Genomic DNA, 21742 nt, shown 5'->3' with positions numbered 1-21742 from the left:
AATGCGTTAATATATACGGCAGAGTGAGATTTCGGTCACACGAAGGGGTACACCACCGCGGGTGTATTTCTTTGTGTGGCCTTTTTTAGTTTGAAAGGAGAGCGATTAATGGTACATATTAACGGAAAAGATGAGAATGCAGCAGGTATGACAATTCAGAAATACCTTGATGAGAATGATTATATAGTTACCCACATTGCAGTTGAATGTAATGAAAAGATTGTGGATAAGAGCGATTATTCAAGTTATGTTTTAAAAGATAATGATGTTGTTGAAATAGTAAGTTTTGTCGGAGGTGGCAGTGGTATGTCTAAAGATACATTTACATTAGGTGGAAAGGAATTTTCATCAAGATTTATTTTAGGTTCAGGAAAATATTCAATGGAGCTTATCAAAGCGGCTGTAGAGAATGCGGGTGCCCAGATAATTACGCTTGCAGTGCGCAGAACAAATACAAAGAAGAGTGAAAATATTCTCGACTATATTCCGGAGGGAGTTACACTTCTTCCTAATACATCAGGAGCAAGAGATGCAAAAGAAGCGGTAAGAATCGCAAGAATGTCAAGAGAACTCGGATGCGGAGATTTTGTAAAGATTGAGATTATGAAAGACAGCAAATATCTTCTTCCTGATAATGCGGAGACGGTAAAAGCTACAGAAATTCTTGCAAAAGAAGGATTTACGGTACTTCCTTATATGTATCCTGACCTTTACACTGCAAGAGACCTTGCAAATGCAGGTGCAGCAGCAATCATGCCGCTTGCTTCACCTATTGGCTCAAATAAAGGTCTTGCTACAAAAGAATTTATCCAGATAATAATTGATGAGTTAGATTTGCCGGTTATAGTTGATGCAGGTATCGGCAAACCGTCACAGGCATGTGAGGCTATGGAGATGGGAGCAGCAGCAATCATGGCAAATACAGCCATCGCAACAGCAGGAGATATTCCGGCAATGGCAGGAGCTTTCAAGTCAGCGATTGAAGCAGGAAGAAGTGCTTATCTTGCAGGACTTGGAAGAGTGCTTGAAAGAGGGGCACAGGCATCTGACCCGCTTACAGGATTTTTGAGAGATTAATTTTGACACAATAATCCTGATATGATGCAAGGGTCAAAATACCTTTTGCTTCTAACATCTTAATATAAGTTAAACATAAGGTCATTTTGGATGAGTTTTATATACAGTTACAGTAGGAAAGAGGTAGAACATGGCTGAAAATCAATTTTTTGTAGACTCTGACAAATTATCAGAGAAAGCGTTGGAACATAAACATAAGCTGGAGACTGATCCGGCATGCCGTACAAATCATATGGAATATATGGAGGGAATGGAGCAGATTAATTCTGACATTATGGATAAGGTTCTTTCGCAGATGGATTCATATGATTATGATTCATATACTGCTGTTGATGTGCGCAGGGCATTAAACAGTGAAACTTGCAGTGTAGAGGATTTTAAGGCACTTTTGTCACCGGCAGCAGCTCCTTTTCTCGAGGAGATGGCACAGAAGGCTAAGATAGAGACAAGTAAACATTTTGGCAACACAGTATATCTTTTTACACCGCTTTATATTGCTAATTATTGTGAAAATTACTGCGTTTATTGCGGATTTAACTGTTACAATGATATTAACAGAAAGAAACTCAATGCCGATGAAATAGAGCATGAAATGAAAGTCATTGCCGATTCGGGTATTGAAGAAATTCTTATGCTTACAGGTGAGAGCAGAAGTGCAAGTGATGTTAAGTACATAGGTGAGGCTTGCAAGCTTGCTTCAAAGTATTTTAGGAATGTTGGTCTTGAAATTTATCCGGTAAACAGTGATGAATACAAATATCTTCATGAATGTGGAGCTGATTACATCACGGTTTTTCAGGAGACATACAATTCTGACAAATATGAAACCCTTCATCTTATGGGACATAAGAGAGTATTCCCATATAGATTTGAAGCTCAGGAACGTGCAATAATGGGAGGAATGAGAGGCGTTGGTTTCTCGGCACTTTTAGGATTGTCTGATTTTAGAAAAGATGCTCTTGCAAGTGCACTTCATGTTTATTATCTTCAGCGGAAATATCCACATGTTGAGTATTCGCTTTCATGTCCGAGACTCAGACCTATAATAAACAATGATAAGATAAATCCGCTTGATGTTCATGAAAAAGAACTTTGTCAGGTGCTTTGTGCATACAGAATTTTCCTGCCGTATATCGGAATAACAGTTTCATCAAGAGAACAGAAACATTTCAGGGACGGAATAGTAAAGATTGCAGCAACAAAAGTTTCTGCCGGAGTTTCTACGGGAATAGGTGACCATGAAAGCAAATATGCCGGTGAGGATGATGCAGAAGCAGGAGATGAACAGTTTGAAATCTCAGATGCAAGAAGTTTTGACCAAATGTACGGAGATATGGAAGGCGAGGGATTGCAGCCTGTATTAAATGATTATGTGTATGTCGGATAAAAATAATATGATAAATAAAATGAATTGCAATAATGCAGATGTAGCTGGCAATACAGGCAATTTGGCTAATAGTGCAGACGTAGTTCGCAATGAAAATGTGGTCTGCAACGCAAATATAGTTTGTGTTACAAATCGAAAGCTTGTAAAAGCATATGAGGAGAATGGTTCTTTTTTGCCTTTTTTGGAAAAAATAAAAGCGGCTGCGAAAAAGAAACCTGCTTTTATAATACTTCGTGAAAAGGATTTGCAGCCTGACGATTATAAGGAACTTGCAAAAAAAGTATTTGAAATTTGTGACGGTGAAAAATTGAGCTGTGTGCTCCATTATTTTTATAGAGAAGCAATTGAACTTGGGGCAAAAAAGATACATCTTCCTCTGCATATTCTTGAAGATATGACAGAAGATGAAAAAAAGTGTTTTGATGTCATAGGTGTATCGACACATTCCGTCGAGGATGCGAGGAGAGCAAAGGAACTCGGAGCTTCTTATATAACGGCAGGTCATGTATTTGCCACAGATTGTAAAAAGGGACTTGCACCGAGAGGATTGCAGTTTCTAGCTGATGTATGTGACAGTGTTGACATTGATGTTTATGCCATAGGCGGAATATCGGAAAATAATATGAAACAATGCATAGGCAGGGGCGCAAAAGGTGTCTGTATGATGTCAGGGTTTATGAGATAATATGTTAATGCAGCAATTGATATAAACTTTCAGGTTTATGAACGGAGTTTTCTTCTTGGAATATCAGCAATAATACATAAGTGCACATTTTTTTGTGAAAAAATAACAAATTTTTTGTATAATGTTGCTAGAAATGTACAAATACGATAAAATAGAATAAATCATAAAGCCAAAATCGTTTGTGAGTAAATTACAAACGATTTTGTCGTAAAGAGTATAGGGATTTTGGAAAGCAAAACTTATGAGAAGCTTATCACCATGTATTGCAAAGAAATCTGAAATAAATGATATAAATTGTGAAAACCTTATTTCATACAACGTTACCTTCAATAATTTTATTAAGCACATTGGTGATGCTTATAAGACGGCAAGTGAGTACAACGATGAACTTGAGTACGGTCTTGGAAGCTTATATCCGATGCCGGGAGGTTTAAAGGAAAATGTAAAATGGTTCTTAGGTGAGGATGTCTCCGTCAGACAGGTTGAAGGTGAGCATGAGGCATATAGATTTCTGACCCAATATAAGCCGGAGCCAAATGGACCTGTTATGATTGATATTCTTAACTGTGGAAGCGGATGCCTTTTTGGAACTGGAACAGAAGACAACATTGATGAGCAGAAAGTATATGCTGAAATGTCAAACCGGAGAAGAAAAGCAAAGCAGGAAGAAAAAAAATCAAGATTTAAGAGTGTAAAGGTTTCATCATGGACTAAAAATGCAAGACCTGAGGACAGGTATAAAGCATTGTGTAAACAGTTTGAAAAGCTTGACCCAAATGATTTTGTAAGGAAATATACTGCAAAAAAGGTTGAAATGAAATCACCGTCAGAAAGAGAGCAGAATGAAATATTCAAAGATATGAATAAAAATACGGCAGAGCAGAGAAATATTGACTGCGGATGTTGTGGTTTTGAGAATTGTAAGGACATGGTTAAGGCTATTTACAACGGAATAAATCGAAAAGAAAATTGTATTCATTATATAAAAAGCGTTGTTGAGAATGAGAGAGACCAGATAGACTTACTTCGTCATGAGGAACAGGAAAAACAAGTAAAAAAAGACAATATGATTGCGGATATAGTGGAACAGTTTGACAGTTTAAGTGTAGGAATTACAGAACTTTCACAGGCAAACGAGACATCAGCCGGAGAAGCTACTGATATGTCAAAGAGTGTATCCGAAGTCTCAGAAAGATGTGTAAAATTAAATGAATCGCTTAAAGTTATATTAGAATTTATAGATGTATATAAATCAACATCGGAGGATATTACAGGAATAGCAGGGCAGACAAATATGTTGTCACTCAATGCAGCGATAGAGGCAGCGAGAGCCGGAGAATCGGGAAAAGGTTTTGCTGTAGTTGCAGGGCAGATAGGAATGTTGGCGGATGAAACAAAAAAACTCATAACAAAAAACAATGCACAGGCAGATGAGACGCTCCCTAAGCTTCAACTTTGTATAGATGTAATAAAAAGTCTTGTTACTGAAATGGAAAGTATTAATGAGAAAGTTGCCACAATAGCTGCAACTACAGAAGAAATAGCGGCACAAAGCCAGAGTTTGCAAAAGATGTCAGATGATATAGCTGAAAATGTCAAACTTATTTAAAAAAAAGGTTTATATTGAAATTGCCAAAATACTATAAAAGAGTTAAAATAAATTTGAAAAAGTGTTGAACGGAGGATAGTGTATGAGCAATCAAAATAAGGAAAAAAAAGGTGCGAATAAAAAAGATGATTTTAAAATTAATTTTTGGAATTCGGTAAAAGCAAAGATATTACTGCTTGTATTTGGAGCTGTATTATTGACTGTGCTTCTTAATCTTTGGACGGTCATTCCGAGGGTGTCATCAGATATATCAGATATTACATCAAATTATATAGTTGATATAGCGACTGTTGCAGGTGAAGGAATTGACAATGAAATCAGAATGTCATCATATGATTCGATTATGACAACAGGAAATTTAAAAAGACTTATAGGCAATGTAGCGATAAAAAATGTTGACGGAAGTTATTCGTATATAGTAGATGCAGACGGAACTATGCTTTACCATCCTACTGCTGAAAAGATAGGTAAGAGTGTAGAAAATGCAGTTGTAAAAGAAGTGGTTGCAAAACTAAAGTCAGGCGACAGACCAAAGCCGGAAGTGATAGAATATACATTTAATGGTCAAAAAAAATATGCAGGCATTTATGTAGGAAAAAATAAAGAATTTGTGATGGTTGTAAATGCAGAAAAAACAGAGATTATGTCGGGATTAACATCAATAGTGTCTGCAATTGTAAAGGGAAGTATATTTGCACTTATTGTATGTCTTATTATTTCTGTATTTGTCACAAGACATATAGTGGCTCCAATTATACATGCTACAGATACCGTTAAGAGATTGGGAGAACTTGATTTTAGTGAAGACAATTCTGCGGATAAAAAAATGTTGAGGAGAAAAGATGAAGTAGGTGTTATGATACGTTCATTTGCCGACTTTAGAAATATTATAGTGGATGTTATGTCTAAGATTTCTGCATATAGTGATAAGCTTCAGGAGGCGGCTAAGACGCTTAATAAGAGTGCAAGTGAATCTTCAACAGCAGCTGAACAGGTAGAAACAGCAATTACGGGAATAGCGGATGGTGCGACGTCTCAGGCACAGGAGACACAGTCGGCAACAGAAAACGTTATTGTCATGGGGAATATGATAGAAGAGACTTCGAAAGAAGTAAGTATGCTTGGTGAGAATGCGGCAGTTATGCGTAAAGCAGGTGAAAATGCGATGAGCATTTTAGCGGAACTTGAAGAAATCAATATAAAGACAATGGATGCAATACAGATAATAGGGGAGCAGACACAAAAGACAAATGAGTCTGCTGTAAAAATTAAAGTTGCAACAGATATGATTTCGGAAATAGCAGAAGAAACAACGCTTTTGTCGCTTAATGCGAGCATAGAGGCAGCAAGGGCAGGAGAGCAGGGACGGGGATTTGCAGTTGTTGCAAACCAGATACAGAAACTTGCTGAGCAGTCAGGTGATGCGACTACGCAGATTACGGAAGTCATTAATGAACTCGTAAATGATGCGCAGGAAAGTGTACAAACAATGGAAGAAGTCAAGGAAGTAATGAACCGGCAGAGTGAGAATGTTTCACAGACAGAAAAAGCATTTAAGAGTGTAGAAAAAGGAATTGCAGAATCAATTGAGAGTGTAGAAAGTATCATTGATAAAACAACGAAGCTTGATGATGCAAGATCAAATGTTGTTGATGTAGTGCAAAGTCTTTCAGCGATAGCGGAAGAGAATGCAGCAAGTGCAGAGGAAACATCTGCGTCAGCAAGTGAGGTTGGGTCTATTATGGATGATGTTTCGCAAAACGCAAATATGCTGGATGAGATAGCTGTGCAGTTAAATGAGAATGTTAAGAAATTCAAGGTTTCGTAGAAATTGAGTTTTTTGAGCAGGCAATAATTTACTCTGTGTATAGATTTTTTTATATGTGCAGTCATAGAAATTGGCTATTATACGACACATGTTTTCTTCGAGGCGAGAGCCGTCAATTTGTCGTATAATAGCCATTTCTATGACATTAAAAACAATTACATTTTATTGATGATAATGTGTAAGGAAATCTTTTAATCCGTCCATAGATTTTTCAAGAACTGAAAGCTGTGGCAGATATACAATACGGAAGTGGTCGGGACTGATCCAGTTAAAGCCACTTCCCGGTACTATTAAAACTTTCTTTTCACGAAGGAAATCTATTGCAAATTTTTCGTCATTCAGTATATTAAACTTTTTCATATCCAGTTTAGGGAAGATATAAAAAGCTGCTTTTGGCTTAACGGCTGATACTCCGGGAATGTCATTTAATGCTTTATAAATAAATTCTCTTTGCTCATAAATTCTTCCGCCCGGCTGTATATAAGTTTCAACACTCTGGTAGCCGCCTAGAGCAGTCTGTACTATGGACTGTGCAGGAACATTTGAACAAAGTCTCATATTTGACAGCATATTAAGACCTTCAATGTAATCTTTTGCAATATCTTTTCGTCCGCTTAAAACCATCCATCCGATTCTGAAACCGGCAATCATGTGTGATTTTGAGAGACCGCTGAATGTAATACAGAATAAATCAGGTGCAAGAGACGCAATTGAAATATGTTTCTGACCATCCATGACAAGCCTATCATAAATTTCATCAGAGAAAATCATAAGCTGATGTTCTCTTGCAAGTTCAACTATTTGTTCAAGTATTTCCTTTGGATACAATGCACCTGTAGGGTTGTTTGGATTGATAATAACAATGGCTTTTGTTTTATCTGTAATTTTTTTTCTCATATCTTCAATATCAGGATACCACTCAGATTGTTCATCACAGATATAATGTACGGCTTTTCCGCCTGCAAGTGTTGCAGTAGCAGTCCAAAGAGGGTAATCAGGTGAAGGAATAAGTATCTCGTCTCCATTGTCAAGTAAGGCCTGCATACAAAGGTTGATAAGTTCGCTTACACCGTTTCCGGTATAAATATCATTTATTGTTACATTAGGCAGGTTTTTAAGCTGGGCATACTGCATAATAGCTTTTCTTGCTGTATATATTCCCTTTGAATCTGAATAACCCTGTGAATATTCGAGTTCATGACGCATATCGATAAGAACTTCCTCAGGAGCCTCAAAACCGAAAGGAGCAGGATTTCCGATGTTAAGTTTAAGGATTTTTGAGCCTTCAGCCTCCATGCGGTTTGCCTCGTCAAGAACAGGGCCTCTTACATCGTAAAGTACATTGTCAAGTTTTGAAGATTTTTTAAAAGATTTCATTTTTGTATATCCTCCGTTTTGCGTTAAATTGTTGTTATTAGCTAAAGAGCCGTTATTTACATTTATATTAAAAGCGGTGTTCGTATTGTTCGCTTCAACATTCTCTGCAGTTATATTATCTGAACCGGTCATATCAGTTGAAGTCTGCGGTACATCAAAACCTTGAAGCCACAAGGGATTTACATCAAGTGCAAGACTAAGAACATTTAAAATGTCTTTTCCGGGTTCATTTTTACCGTTGCAATACTGGCTTAAATAATTTTTTGCCAGTTTAACATGATATTTTTCACAGTATGGTTTTGTGAGATTAAGCACATCAACCTGTTTCAGACCACGCTGTTTCATAATATAACCCAGACGGGCGGCTACACTTTCTGTTTTGTTCATAATGACCTCCATTTGTAAATATATTAGGTGAACTTTATATTTGGAATTATAACGTAAGTTCAAAAAAAGTTCAATATATTTTTTGAGGGGAATTGAACAAAGTTCAAAGAGAAAAAGCAAATTATAAAAGTTCAAAATTGCGAAGAATATATATAAGATTCAAAAATCAAAGTTATGCACAAGGTTTGAAAAATAAGTGGTTTAGTTTGAAAAATATGTTGCACTGTAATTGCAGATTAGGTTATTATTAGAACTGTATGAATAAAAAAAGGGGTATTAAAATTATGAAGAGAAAAAAGTTAAAAACAATTAAAAGAAAAATGATGTCGTTATTTCTGGTGCTGAGTATTTCAGTGTCATATATAATGGAAGCCGGAATATGCGTAAAAGCAGATGAAGAAGTTCCGGCATGGGTGCATCAGTTTGGATATTACAAGTATAGTGACAGCTATGATAAAGATACTGATACGTTGATAATCGGGAGCATAAATTTATATGTAGCTGAACCTGAAAAGAAGCAGCCGATACGTAATGCGGCAAGCTGCAATGAAGGAAAAGGGAGTGTAACAAGTGTAGAGTGGTATTTGGACGGTAAAAAAGTTGATGCCGGAACAATTGCAGGATATAACAAGAACTATACAGCGAAGATAGAGATTGCTCCTCCAAGTGCCGGAGAGCATAATATACGTTATGCGGACTCGGTTTCATACAGTATAGGAAATGGCAGAGCTAATAGTTGTGCAAGAAACAGTGACGGCAGTCTGACAGTTACAGCAAGTGTTACCACAGGAAAAGGTTCTATTTCCAATGGAACTTCTAAAGCAACAGTTGTATATGATGGAAATCCTATAGATATAGAAGCATTAGGAATGTTTAGTTTTGATAAAAATGCAGGTCCGGTTGAAAGTTACACTATTGTTGACATGAATTATGATAATGAACCGACAACAGGAGAAGGATATATAACAGGAAGTATGCTTACTGTTACGAAGCCGGGAAGGTTTGTAATACAGGCCACAACGCAGGAAACAGAGGAATATGTTTCCAGTCACCCTAAAGCCACACTGGTTGTAAAGGGTCCTGAAGAGGTAGGTGCCACATCGACACCAAGTCCGACAGAGCTGCCAGAGCAAACGGCAGCACCGACAAACACACCGGTACCAACGAAGACAACAGTACCAACGGAGACACCGGTGCCAACGAAGACAACAGTACCAACAGAGACACCGATACCAACAGAGACACCGCAGGTGACAGCAGTGCCAACAGAGGCACCACAGTATTCATCTACGCCTTATGAACCTGCACTTTCCGGACAGATTAGCGTTGATGATAATAAATGGGAAATTTTTTGCAAAGATTTTAACTTCAAAATTTTGTTAAAAGATAAAGCTAAGGTAAGCATAGTGCCGACAAATATTGTCAGTGATGTAGCACAGATTAAATATTATATATCTGATAAAGTTCTCTCAAGAAATGATTTGATAAAACTTAATAAGGATTTGTGGAAAGTATATGAGGACGAATTTTATATAGAAGATACAGGAAAAAATGTGGTTTACGCAAAACTTAGCGATTCTATGGGAAACAGTAACTATATATCATCAAATGGTATAACTTTGTACAAAGATACCGTACAAAAATCAGACAGTGCAACATATGTAAAATCATCCGGTGAGGATTGTAAAGTTGAACTTGAATTAAATGGAAATATTGTCAAAAAGTTAAAAAACGGCAATGATGAACTGACTAATGGAACTGATTATGCTATGTCAGAGGATGGAACAGTTATATTGAAAAGCCGGTATCTCGAGAATTTAGAAATAGGGGAACATGAATTCGGAGTTTCATATAGACTGGGTGATTATGAATATGAACATGATGATGAAAAATTGTTAAGTGACACATCATTTAAAGTCAAAGTAGAAAATGCGGCTATTGACAATGGTAATGATAACAATAGTGATGACGGAAACGACAACAATAATGGAAAAACAGATGGTAACAGCGGAAATGATGATGATAATCAAATTCTACAATTTGATGTTAAAAAAAATAAAATCAAACTGAATGCAGGATTTAAGGTATCTCAGGTTAAGGATATGCTTGTTGTGTCGTGGGGCAAACTGAAAAGTTCAACAGGATATGTTATATATGTTCAGGAGTGTGATAAAAAATATACAAAGAAATCACAAAATATTGTTAAATCCGGAAAGGCAGGAAAAATTAAGATAAAAAAGGTCAATGGAAAAAAACTGAATCTTAAAAAGAATTATAAGATTTATGTATCTGCCTATACCATAGTTAACGGACAAAAGTATAATATAGGAAAAACCATAACAGCACATGTAGTTGGAAGGAAAAATGCAAAGTGGACAAATGTAAAGAAAGTTAAAATTCCAAAAAAATTTTATGCATTAAAGGTTGGAAAGACTATCGGGATCAAGGCAGAAACAGTGCTGGTTGACAAAAAGAAGAAACATCTTTCAAATAAGCATGCAAGAAGATTAAGATATGCATCTGATGATAAGAAAATTGCAACTGTATCAAAAACAGGAAAGATTAAAGCTAAGAAAAAGGGCAAATGTAAAATATATGTATATGCTAGAAATGGATATGCAAAAAAAATAAATATAACAGTAAAATAATAATTGGAGGCTATTACTATTATGGCAAAGAAAAATAACGATTATGGATACGAGGAAACAGTAGTTACACTTACGGATGAAGATGGTGTCGATAAAGATTTTTATATTGATGAAATCTATGAAGTAAATGGAAAAACTTATTGCGCTGCAATTCCGGGCGATGTTGAAAATGTTACGGAATATTATGTATTCAGACTTAAAGATTTAGGCAACGATGACTTTGAGATGGAAGACATAGATGACGAGGAAGAATATGATGCAGCAGCGGATGCATATGAAGAAAAGCTTGATGCAAGAGCATGGAGCAGGATGATGGAACAGCAGTAAAAAAAGAAAGCAAAAATTAATGTAGGGGGCAAATTAAATTTTGCCCCCTAATTGATGTCTTAGATTATTAAATGTTTATCAGCTTTTGACTCTTGCATCATACTATTTTATATTATATACAATTTTAGCTTTTACATCTTCGGCTGTTTCCTTATCTTTAAGGCGTTCGATAATAGCACCTGCAAATTCAATGCATGTACCCATTCCACGGCTGGTTGTGAATTGACCGTCAATAACAACAGGTTCTTCAAGGTGTTTGGCACAATTCAGTTTTGCTTCCATTCCGGGATAGCAGGTCGCTTTGTTTTCTTTTAAAATTCCAAGTTCACCGTAAACCGTAGGAGCGGCACAAACAGCAGAGAGAAGTTTTCCGTTTTCTTTAAACTCTAAAATTTTATCAGTAAGTGGTTTGAATGCTAAAAGATTTGGTGTTCCCGGAATACCACCCGGAAGAATTATCATTTTTGCACTGTCGAAATCAGCATCTTTAAATAGTTTATCAGCTTTTATGGTAACATTGTGTGAGCTTGTTACTTCAAGGGAATCAGTGATGGAAACCATGTCTATTGTAAGTCCGGCACGGCGAACCATATCAACAACCGTGAGCATTTCAACTTCTTCATATCCCGGTGCTAAAAAAATAAGTGCGTCTGTCATAAAATATTACCTCCATAATTAAAATAAAATGTTGTATGCTGTATTGCTGCATTTAAAGCATAAAATTAAAATTTGCTTAATTTTGCAAAACAGTACTTTTAAAAAATCTGTGATTTGTTATTATTATAATACAAAGATTAAAAACATTAAAGGGATATAAAATAATGGAGGAGCATATTTATGGTTGACGGCGAAGAAGAAAACAAAAATCAGTTAGACAAAAGCAATGAAGGACAAATCTCCAAAATCTCAAAGAATGATTTAGAGAAAGAAGATAGGGACAAATGTGAAAAAGAGAATACTTCAGACAGTGTTTTTCACAGTGAAAAAAAGCTTTATCTGTTAAATGGAAAAGCAGAAAGAGAAACCGTCGGATGGTTTAATTTTGATAAGAAGTATTTGAAAGTATGTTTATATGCGTTATTTGTTATATTCTGGGGAGCCATTATTTTTATAATGCTTCAAAACTGGGGAGCGACAAAAGCGTTTGCAATGAACTTTTGCAAAGTGTTGTCACCGTTTTTTGTAGCAGTAATAATTGCTTATTTTGTTTCACCACTTTTTGAAAAGATATACGGACTGTTTGAAAAACATGTGGAAGGGAAAAAATATGAGAAGGCGGTCAGGTTGTTGTCATTGTTTATCTCGTATGTATTGCTTATAGGTTTTATTACAATAGCTTTTGTGTTTGTAATTCCGCAAATAGGAGACAGTGTTGCTGAACTTACGGGAAACATTCCTGTCGTGTACAATAAAACTATTAAATTTTTAGCTGATTTGCATGAAAAATATCCTGAGATAGATACAGACTATATAAGTGAAAGATTGAATGAGATGGTTCCGAATCTTATAAAATATGGAACAAATGTAGTTGGAAATGTGATTCCTATGGTATTTTCAGTATCAGTTTCGATTGTAAAGGTAGTAATAAATATTTTACTGGCATTGATTATATCAATGTACATGATTGTAGAAAGAGAAAAGTTTAAATATCAAGGAAAAAGACTTGTATACTCAATATTCAGTGAGAAAAAGGGAGATACAATATGTAAGACATTTGGAGAATGCAACGATATATTTAGTGCCTTTCTTATAAGTAAGGCAATTGATTCACTTATAATAGGCTGCTTATGCTTTGTGATAATGAATGTCTTACGTTTGCCTTATACGGTACTCATAAGCGTAATAGTCGGAATAACAAATATGATTCCGTACTTTGGTCCGTTTATCGGGGCAGTGCCGGGAACATTGATATATCTTTGTACAAGTCCGAAAGATGCACTTATATTTGTCATAATGATATTTGTACTTCAACAGTTTGATGGTCTGATTTTGGGACCGAGACTTTTGGGACAATCAACGGGGCTCAGTCCGATATGGGTTATATTTGGAATAACAGTCGGAGGTGCTTACTTTGGAGTGGTAGGAATGTTTATAGGAGTTCCGGTAGTAGCAGTATTAGCGTTTTTGTTAAACAAGATAATATCATATAGGCTGCGTGGGAAAAAAGTAGAAGCATTGGATGAGTGAAAAATTCAAAAGATGAGTAAAAAAATAGATAGTGAAAAGATTAAAAATAATTTTAATAAAAAGACTGCCGTTACTTGTTTAGCGGCAGTCTTAATTTTAAAGTAGTTTCAAAATATATCGTCTTCCATAAAATATGGGAATAGTAATTGTATATAGTATTATTCTCTGTGACATATTAATTTACAGATAGGCTTACTCTGATTGAAGAATTTTTCCTCGTATTCTGTCATGATATTATCTTTAGCCGGACCATTTTTGTGTAAATCAAAATCGTACATATCAATTATCCATCCGGCTTCTTTTATTTCTTCAAGAGAAAAATCAAAAAGGGGACGATTATCTGTCTTGAACTGAATATGTCCATCCTTAGCAAGAATTTTGTCATATCTGGCAAGAAACTGTGAGGATGTAAGACGTCTTTTGGCATGACGGTCTTTTGGCCAAGGGTCTGAAAAGTTTAGGTAAATTCTTGAAACTTCTTCAGGGGCAAAATATTCTGCAATATCCTCGGCGTCCATTCTAAGAAACATAAGGTTATCTGTTTCAAGATTTTCTCTTTTATCAAGAGCACGGACAAGAACGCTTGAATATTTTTCAATACCGATATAGTTTATGTCAGGATTGTTTGAAGCAAGGCCCATAATAAACTGCCCTTTACCCATACCTATTTCAATATGAATAGGGTTGTCATTTTTGAAAATTTTTTTGTTCCAAAGACCTTTATAATCTTCGCCGTTTGTTCCATCAGTTTGTATAGTATAAGGGTTTTCAAGAATTTTTTTCTGAGAACCTTTTACATTTCTAAGTCGCATAAAAATCCTCCGATATTTAAAATTAATGCAGATAAAAAGCGTTGCTAACCTATTTATAATATGATTAGCAGAAAAACACATTACAACTAATATTACATAAAAAAGCGGAATATTGCAAGCGGAGGCCTACTTTCCATTTAAATATCTGTTAAGACAATTTCCACTTATTTTGGCATGGAAGGCTTAATATCATAGGCTGGTTACCAACTGCATCTTCCACAATTGGTACAGCTGGTACACTGACTTTTTGCTTTTGTGGTTTGAGGTATAAATTCGTCTGTTTGTACTATAACTGTTCCATCCTCAAAATCCTTCACCAAAATTTTCAGTTTATCTCTTCCATTATTAAAAATTATACTTTCATTTTCATTTTTTATGGAGACAGGTGTTATTCTGAAAGTGCCGGGAGTCATGCAGCTTTCTATGGCAACAGGTTCTATTTTTCCTATAGTATATCCTGAATTATCTATTACTTTAATTGAGTTTTTTGCTAAATCAGTTTCCAGTAGTTTATCTATATTTTTGAATATTTTGTTCATTTTAATCCTCGTTTTTTGACTGCGTTTATTATTTTTTTTATTTTAAATAATTGCAAGCCTCTGTTGTAAATAACAAAGGCTTGTTTAGAATTTGTTATAATATTTAAGATTAATGACAAACCTTGCAGGCTCTAAGTTTTAAAGCTTTAGCTTTTTTTAGAGATATTTTTTTAATAGTTTTGCTTCGTTTTAATGTACGACAGTTACGGGTTGAATGATATGCGTAACTGGAACCCGGAACATAATAAACAGATTTTGCTTTAGCCAGTGCGGTAGTTGTACTTGTAGTGTTTAAAGGTGCAAGTGCAATACTTGATACAAGGCATAATGATAAAGTAATTGAATAAAGTTTCTTTTTCATAATAATCAGCCTCCTTATTAGTACTGGTACAACGAATATGGTCAATATATCAAAGATTTAATTTTCGTTGTACTGGTTGCAATGGCAACTTACTTACAGTATAGGAGTGTAGATAAAAAAGTCAATAGTTATAGGAATTATTTTCGCTGTGGCTACTTTAATGCAGTATACCTTGCCAGTCCATTTTTTTGAGTTTCTTGCCACTTTTGTAAATATACGCGGGTCTGTTTTTAATGGTATCCTGAATATCCTTTTATCCTCATATTTAGGATGAAAACCATATCTCTGACTATCCCTGCTTTTATCATAACCCTTATATAGTAATTCTATTTCTTTCCCACTGTCAGTTATGTAATATACTTTTCCTTTGTAGTTATAAACTATATTCGTATCTTTAAACTGCTTTGTTTAATCTCACTGCCACATATTTCTTATGTCTATAACAGGTGTTATTCCCTCTGTGGTAAGCCATTTCCATGACGTTCGGGTGAAATAAAAGATGGTCGTATTTTTCTTTGAGCAGTGTTTGAAGCTGCTTTATATCCTAGATTTGATTTTTAAAAGAATTAAATAGATATAATAGCAAAATAATACACCCCCATTTCAAATGGGGGTGTTAACTTAGGGCATAATGTTTAGACATAGAGTCTTTGTTATGCTATTTTCCACAGCTCTTCTTATCAATCTGATGATTAAAAGCATAGAAGTTTCGGCAGTCAAGATTTTCCTGAGTGCGTCTTAAACATTCGCCGAATCTCTGGAAATGAACGATTTCTCTTTCACGAAGAAAACGGATAGGGTCAGCGACTTCCGGGTCTTTGACAATGCGGAGAATATTGTCATATGTCAAACGGGCTTTTTGTTCCGCCGCCATATCTTCGTAAAGGTCGGTGATTGTATCACCTGTGCTCTGGAACTGGCTTGCACTAAAAGGTTCACCGCTTGCAGCCTGCGGCCAAATGGCAAGTGTGTGGTCAATATAATATTTATCAAATCCGGAGGCTTTGATTTCTTCTGGTGTAAGATTTTTTGTAAGCTGTCTGATGATAGTTGCAACGATTTCAAGGTGTCCAAGTTCTTCAGTGCCAATATCAGTAAGGGTTCCCATAACACGACGGTCAACCATGCTGTAGCGCTGGGAAAGATAACGTAATGCCGCACCGGCCTCGCCATCAGGACCACCGTATTGACTTATAATTACCATAGCTGCCTTTGGATCACACCTTGTTATATTAACGGGATATTGCAATCGCTTCTCATAATTAAACATAAATTCCTCATTTCTGCGACAATCGCAAAGATTTTTAATATATTATTTTGATTTTGCCGGAGCAGAACGGTGCTCCTTTACTCCCAAGGCCATGGGTCTTTTACCCATTCCCAATAGCAGGAATCTTCAACGTCATATTTTGAGAGAGGTCCGTATTTTTGCGTATATTCTCTTACAGCATCTCTTCTTTCTTTTTTTAGCTGCTCGTAATAACAAAGGGCTTCTTTGTCACAGGGATGAGTGTCAAGAAATAAAACCGTGTCATCCATTGCGAAGCTTACCTGAGTGATATAGGCTAAAAGATTATGCTTTTCTCTGTTCATCTTGTACCTCCTTTATTATTGCAAAAACCATTTGGAATACAACCATAGAAAGGTAAAGATAATTCTTTGAAAATTGTTCCCTGTGAAAGACCGTCACAGAGTGCATTTATCTTTCTCCATTTTTGCCATGGAACATATCCGATTCCTATAGGAATGTTATGCATATCAATATGAGAAATTGCTTCTGCACAATTTTCATTAGTTACAGACTGCATATTATTACAGTTACAATTATTTTGAATAGGGTTTACATTCTGCCTGTTGCAGCCGTTGCTGCACTGCGAACCCATCTGGCGGCCACATCCCTTGTTGTCATTTCTTGGTTCAATGACAGGTTTGTTGCTGCACTGCGAACCCATCTGGCGGCCACATCCCTTGTTGTCATTTCTTGGTTCAATGACAGGTTTGTTGCAGCAGCGGTCAGAGTCAGATACATTATTCTGCTGTCGGCAGTTTCCACAGCTCTGACAATTTGTTTGTCGTCTGAAATTCATATTATTCATATAAAATTCCTTTCGTTATCAGAATCATATATTTTATAAATTAGAATATACTTATATATCTAATCCATATATTTATATGAAAAATCAGACAATATGTTACATGACTGTTTAAAGTGCAAAAGTTAATAAGGACTGTTATTCAGATTAAAATTCAAGAAATATTTCAGAGTAAAAATATTAAAAATTCAGATAGAAACATTAAAAAATTAGATAAAAACATTTAAAAAAGTAAAATGGGATTTTGATTAGCAGAGCTGTTCATAATCCCATATCAAAATGTTTAAAAGGTATTCCGAATGGTTAAAGTTTATTAAAAAAGGGATATAGTCCGGAATAGTCTCGTCATGGATGTCAAAGTTTGAAACAATATAATTGATTGGATTTAGTGTTGTATCTGTCTTAAAAATCTTAAAAAATCCCAAAAGTATATTTTCGTATGTATTAGCGGATTTCGTGGATAAAGTATTCTGTTCTGCAAGCATATGGCTGGATAACCTCATTTCTGCACTGATATTTATAGGTTTAAAGTGCATTAACCATAATTATGTTTAATGTTACGAGTAATACCAAAAGTATGCTTTTATTGCTGAACGCATCCCTTGATATATTTATATTAACATGTTTGCAGAGAAAAGTATATACAAAAAAATAAAGTATTTTAACTTTATATGTAAAAAAATGTCGATTATTTCGGCTGGGTAATATACGAAATATCTAATCGTTTTTCTAAACTTTTGTAACATTTGTTAATTATTCATTCATTCTACACATAAAATATGGCAATTTAAAGTAAATATATAAAAAAGGTGGTGAAATAAATTGAAAAATAAGCTGACTAAAATTTTAATAGCGGTGCTTTTTGGATTGTTTGCATTTGGAGCAATAAAAGGAAATTATTTTTCTGTAATCAGTGTTTTGCAGGAAAACGTGAACTATGACAATTCGAGAAGTGTTAAAAAAATGCAGGAGGATTTTGATGCATTTTTAAATCAGCTTTTCATTGATAACGTATCAAATGACACGTTGACATTAAATTATACATTAAAGAATAAAAAAATCTATGGACTTGATAATATTGAGGTCAGTTTTGGAAGTGCAGATGAGAATGAACAGCATAGTACATATTCGGTATACGAGAATACAAAAGCAACACTTAGAAGTTTTAATTATGATAAGCTGACGAAATCGCAGCAGTTTATGTATGACCTTGCCGAGTATATGATTGATATAAATCTGGAATCTTCAGATTATCAGGGGTATGATGAATGTTTGAGTGAAACTTCAGGGGTTCAGGCACAGCTTCCTGTACTTCTGGTTGAATATAATTTTTATTCGATAAAGGATGTAGAAGATTATATTAAACTGTTAAATCTTGTTCCTGACTATTTTAAGGATATTATGGAATATGAAAAATACAAAGCCGGCAAGGGTTTGTTTATGAGTGATTCCAATGTAGAGCTTGTGGTAAAACAGTGCAGTGCATTTATAAAAAATACGGAGAACAATTATCTTATCACGACATTTGAAAACAGGCTTGCGGCTTTGCAAGGGTTAAGTACAGAGAAAAAAAATAAATTTATTGCTCAGAATAAAAGTGCGGTTATAAATAAAGTTATTCCGGCATACAGAACGCTTATTGACGGCTTGAATGCTCTTAAAGGCACGGGAAAAAATAATGGGGGTCTTTGCGGATTTAAAAACGGAAAGAAATATTATGAGTATCTTGCAAAAGTAAAAACAGGTTCTAACAGAAGTGTAAGTGAAATGGAAATTCTCACTGACAAAAAGTTAAAAGATGCACATAAAAACATATCGGAAATAATTGCAAAAAATTCAAAAGTTTATGAAAATGCCATAAATGTTAAATACAAGTATACAAAACCCAAAGAAGTTATAGAGCATTTAAAAAAGGCAATGAAAGAAGATTTTCCGGCATTGCCCGATGATATAAATTATCAGGTTAAATATGTTGACAGTTCACTTGAGGAAAGTCTTAGTCCGGCATTTTATCTCACGCCGGCAATAGATAATTATAATAATAATGTTGTGTATCTTAACGGAAATAAAAAATATGATTTAAGTAAAGCATTTACTACAATAGCACATGAGAGTTATCCGGGACATCTCTATCAGAACTGCTATTTTTATTCAAAATCACCTGCTCCATTCAGGAGTATAGTAAATGTGGGCGGCTATGTAGAGGGCTGGGGGACTTATGCGGAACTGTACAGTTATAAATATGCCGGGCTTGACAAAGAAACAGCAGAGATACTTAGTGAAAATACGGCAGCTACTCTGTGCATATATGCGAAAGCAGATATAGGAATAAATTATAATGGCTGGGATTTATCTAAGCTCACAAAGTATCTTTCTGCATATGGTTTTAATCTGGAACAGAGCAAAACGGTATATGACAGCATAGTGTCAGAACCGGCTAATTATCTCAAATATACAATAGGGTATTTGGAAATTGAGCAGATGTATCAGAAAGCAGAAAAGAAACTTGGAAAAAAGTTTACACCAAAAAAGTTTCACGAATTTATACTTGCAATGGGAGAAGCACCGTTTAAATTATTAAATGAACAATTGGATAAATGGATAAAACAACAGACAATTTAAAAATAGTGAATAAAACAGCCCGATAGCGAATATTAACGATTTGAAAAGTCGAAAATAGTCATTATCGGGCATATTATTTATAAACAGATTAAAATTATGCTTCCGGAAGTTCTCTCTGTGTCAGGATTTTAGCTTCGCCGCTCTCACGCATTTCTATAAGAGGTGAACCCTTATGGTTTATATACTCCTCGGTAATAGTAACTCTTCCTATCATATCATCCTTTGGAATTTCATACATTATGTCAAGCATAAAATCTTCGATAATGGCACGCAGTGCTCGTGCACCGGTATTTTTTTCGAGAGCTTTTTTAGCTATGCAATGAACGGCATCGTCATCAAATTTAAGGTCAACCTCATCAAGTGCAAGTAATTTTTTGTACTGTTTTAAGATAGCATTTTTAGGCTGGGTAAGTATCTGTACAAGCATATCCTCAGTCATTGTCTGCAGAGCAAATACTATAGGAAGACGTCCCAAAAATTCAGGAATCATACCAAATTCTCTGAGGTCTTCGGTTGTAACTTTTGCGAGTATGTTCTCGTCTTTATCATATTTGTCTTTAAGTTCAGCTTCAAAACCGATAGATGACTGTTTTGTGAGTCTGTTTTTGATAACTTTTTCGAGTTCAGGGAAGGCACCGCCGCAGATAAACAGGATATTTCTTGTGTTTACTGTTGTGAGAGGTACCATTGCATTTTTGCTTGTTGCACCGACAGGAACTTCAACATCACTTCCCTCAAGAAGTTTAAGCATTCCCTGCTGTACGGATTCGCCACTTACATCTCTGCTGTTTGTATTTCTTTTTTTTGCAATTTTGTCAATTTCGTCTATAAAAATAATTCCATGTTCTGCTTTCTCAACATCATTGTCGGCAGCTGCGAGAAGTTTTGAGAGAACACTTTCAACGTCATCACCTATATATCCGGCTTCTGTAAGTGAAGTTGCATCAGTAATTGCAAGAGGAACCTGAAGAATTTTGGCAAGAGTCTTAACAAGGTAAGTTTTACCACATCCTGTAGGGCCAACCATCAGCATATTTGATTTTTCAATTTCGATGCCGTCATCTTCTTCAATATTGTCTGATAAAACTCTTTTATAATGGTTGTAAACGGCAACAGACATTACCTTTTTGGCAAATTCCTGACCGACAACATATTCATCAAGTTTTGATTTTATAATATGTGGAGCAGGAAGATGCTTTATATCAAACACTTCTGTCTGTACATTTTCAGTTTTTTTCTTTTCAGCCGGTTTTTTTTTCTTGATTTTCTGGGAATTTGGTATTCCGTCACCACTTGGCATATTCGGCATGCCAAAACCGAACATATCCATATAAGGCATATTAGGGAAAGTACCGTTAAGATTCATGTTGTTCATGGAATCAAAAGTTTTCTGCATACAATCATTACAGATACATATATTATTTGGAATATGTATCATTTTACCCGCTTTGCTTTCAGGGCGGCGGCATATATAGCAGACCTCTTCATAATTATCGTTGTTATTATTTGAATTGTTTGTATTTTCTATATTATCATCATTATTATTATTGTTGTTATTGTCTGACATAAATTATCTCCTTTTCTTGACTACTAAGTCACAGTATGCTAAAATATGTTTTGTGTGCTCCCATAGTTAAATGGATATAACAGCCCCCTCCTAAGGGGCAGTTGTAGGTTCGATTCCTACTGGGAGTGTTTTTTTGACGGTATGTATAATGATATATTATATTTGTTAAATATGCAATGAAACTTACTAAAAGATTAGTCTTTTTTTAGATTTTAAAAGAATATTAATAATTTAAA

The 21742-nt window shown here is 35.2% G+C and carries 19 protein-coding genes, 1 tRNA gene and 1 pseudogene; 11 read left to right on the top strand and 10 right to left on the bottom strand.

Annotation, left to right across the window (positions count from 1 at the left end):
* Positions 1–108: 108 nt before the first annotated feature.
* The 6 genes and pseudogenes from thiS to ACZLXV_RS02060 form a co-directional block, all read left to right on the top strand.
* A pseudogene (thiS, locus tag ACZLXV_RS02085) lies at positions 109–288 on the top strand (sulfur carrier protein ThiS); the annotation flags it as partial.
* 18 nt (positions 289–306) lie between these two features.
* Positions 307–1077 (top strand): thiazole synthase, encoded by a 771-nt coding sequence (locus ACZLXV_RS02080; RefSeq protein WP_482382406.1) that lies wholly within the window; start codon positions 307–309, stop codon positions 1075–1077.
* Positions 1078–1207: 130 nt separating this feature from the next.
* Positions 1208–2464: a 2-iminoacetate synthase ThiH gene (thiH, locus tag ACZLXV_RS02075; RefSeq protein WP_482382350.1), complete on the top strand. Its 1257-nt coding sequence runs from the start codon at positions 1208–1210 to the stop codon at positions 2462–2464.
* A gap of 7 nt (positions 2465–2471) precedes the next feature.
* Positions 2472–3149: a thiamine phosphate synthase gene (locus ACZLXV_RS02070; RefSeq protein WP_482382349.1), complete on the top strand. Its 678-nt coding sequence runs from the start codon at positions 2472–2474 to the stop codon at positions 3147–3149.
* Between the two features lie 241 nt (positions 3150–3390).
* Entirely contained in the window at positions 3391–4758 is a 1368-nt protein-coding gene (locus ACZLXV_RS02065; RefSeq protein ID WP_482382348.1) for a methyl-accepting chemotaxis protein, read from the top strand.
* A gap of 82 nt (positions 4759–4840) precedes the next feature.
* Positions 4841–6586, top strand: a complete 1746-nt coding sequence (locus ACZLXV_RS02060; RefSeq protein WP_482382347.1) for a methyl-accepting chemotaxis protein — start codon at positions 4841–4843, stop codon at positions 6584–6586.
* Positions 6587–6748: 162 nt separating this feature from the next.
* Here the strand turns inward: ACZLXV_RS02060 and ACZLXV_RS02055 are convergent, their stop codons facing one another.
* Positions 6749–8350 carry an aminotransferase class I/II-fold pyridoxal phosphate-dependent enzyme gene (locus ACZLXV_RS02055; RefSeq protein ID WP_482382346.1) on the bottom strand — a complete coding sequence of 534 codons (1602 nt, stop codon included), beginning with the start codon at positions 8348–8350 and terminating at the stop codon, positions 6749–6751.
* 284 nt (positions 8351–8634) lie between these two features.
* Between ACZLXV_RS02055 and ACZLXV_RS02050 the strand changes: the two genes are divergently transcribed.
* Together ACZLXV_RS02050 and ACZLXV_RS02045 are read left to right on the top strand one after the other, a co-directional pair.
* A complete protein-coding gene (locus ACZLXV_RS02050; protein WP_482382345.1) occupies positions 8635–10998 on the top strand; it encodes a X2-like carbohydrate binding domain-containing protein in 2364 nt (787 codons plus the stop codon).
* A 21-nt stretch (positions 10999–11019) separates the two neighbouring features.
* Complete coding sequence (locus ACZLXV_RS02045) at positions 11020–11325, top strand: DUF1292 domain-containing protein (RefSeq protein WP_022224518.1); 306 nt, start codon at positions 11020–11022, stop codon at positions 11323–11325.
* 102 nt (positions 11326–11427) lie between these two features.
* Here ACZLXV_RS02045 and ACZLXV_RS02040 read toward each other — a convergent pair whose 3' ends face one another.
* Positions 11428–11982: a DJ-1 family glyoxalase III gene (locus ACZLXV_RS02040; protein ID WP_367334975.1), complete on the bottom strand. Its 555-nt coding sequence runs from the start codon at positions 11980–11982 to the stop codon at positions 11428–11430.
* A gap of 180 nt (positions 11983–12162) precedes the next feature.
* Here ACZLXV_RS02040 and ACZLXV_RS02035 point away from each other — a divergent pair, with 180 nt between their 5' ends.
* The gene (locus ACZLXV_RS02035) at positions 12163–13512 is read left to right on the top strand and encodes an AI-2E family transporter (RefSeq protein ID WP_482382344.1); all 1350 of its coding nucleotides are present in this window, start codon (positions 12163–12165) and stop codon (positions 13510–13512) included.
* A 158-nt stretch (positions 13513–13670) separates the two neighbouring features.
* Here ACZLXV_RS02035 and trmB read toward each other — a convergent pair whose 3' ends face one another.
* The 7 genes from trmB to ACZLXV_RS02000 all read right to left on the bottom strand — a co-directional run bounded on the left by trmB (position 13671) and on the right by ACZLXV_RS02000 (position 17802).
* Complete coding sequence (gene trmB / locus ACZLXV_RS02030) at positions 13671–14324, bottom strand: tRNA (guanosine(46)-N7)-methyltransferase TrmB (protein WP_482382343.1); 654 nt, start codon at positions 14322–14324, stop codon at positions 13671–13673.
* A 200-nt stretch (positions 14325–14524) separates the two neighbouring features.
* Positions 14525–14863, bottom strand: coding sequence for a hypothetical protein (locus ACZLXV_RS02025; RefSeq protein ID WP_418748483.1), 339 nt, complete (start codon positions 14861–14863; stop codon positions 14525–14527).
* 109 nt (positions 14864–14972) lie between these two features.
* The gene (locus ACZLXV_RS02020) at positions 14973–15224 is read right to left on the bottom strand and encodes a hypothetical protein (protein ID WP_482382342.1); all 252 of its coding nucleotides are present in this window, start codon (positions 15222–15224) and stop codon (positions 14973–14975) included.
* Between the two features lie 658 nt (positions 15225–15882).
* The gene (locus ACZLXV_RS02015) at positions 15883–16494 is read right to left on the bottom strand and encodes a manganese catalase family protein (protein ID WP_482382341.1); all 612 of its coding nucleotides are present in this window, start codon (positions 16492–16494) and stop codon (positions 15883–15885) included.
* 77 nt (positions 16495–16571) lie between these two features.
* Entirely contained in the window at positions 16572–16817 is a 246-nt protein-coding gene (locus ACZLXV_RS02010) for a spore coat protein CotJB (protein ID WP_022223998.1), read from the bottom strand.
* The gene (locus tag ACZLXV_RS02005; RefSeq protein WP_482382340.1) at positions 16814–17320 is read right to left on the bottom strand and encodes a spore coat associated protein CotJA; all 507 of its coding nucleotides are present in this window, start codon (positions 17318–17320) and stop codon (positions 16814–16816) included. The genes ACZLXV_RS02010 and ACZLXV_RS02005 overlap by 4 nt, the downstream gene beginning before the upstream one ends.
* 245 nt (positions 17321–17565) lie before the next feature.
* Positions 17566–17802 carry a hypothetical protein gene (locus ACZLXV_RS02000; protein ID WP_482382339.1) on the bottom strand — a complete coding sequence of 79 codons (237 nt, stop codon included), beginning with the start codon at positions 17800–17802 and terminating at the stop codon, positions 17566–17568.
* 337 nt (positions 17803–18139) lie between these two features.
* Between ACZLXV_RS02000 and ACZLXV_RS01995 the strand changes: the two genes are divergently transcribed.
* Complete coding sequence (locus ACZLXV_RS01995; protein ID WP_482382338.1) at positions 18140–19939, top strand: DUF885 domain-containing protein; 1800 nt, start codon at positions 18140–18142, stop codon at positions 19937–19939.
* Positions 19940–20033: 94 nt separating this feature from the next.
* Here ACZLXV_RS01995 and clpX read toward each other — a convergent pair whose 3' ends face one another.
* Positions 20034–21506 carry an ATP-dependent Clp protease ATP-binding subunit ClpX gene (clpX, locus tag ACZLXV_RS01990; RefSeq protein WP_482382337.1) on the bottom strand — a complete coding sequence of 491 codons (1473 nt, stop codon included), beginning with the start codon at positions 21504–21506 and terminating at the stop codon, positions 20034–20036.
* A 56-nt stretch (positions 21507–21562) separates the two neighbouring features.
* Here clpX and ACZLXV_RS01985 point away from each other — a divergent pair.
* Positions 21563–21634: transfer RNA gene (locus tag ACZLXV_RS01985), tRNA-Arg, on the top strand.
* The last annotated feature ends 108 nt before the right edge of the window (positions 21635–21742 follow it).

Source organism: Butyribacter sp. (assembly GCF_056818865.1).
This window is presented reverse-complemented; position numbering and strand designations above follow the sequence as displayed.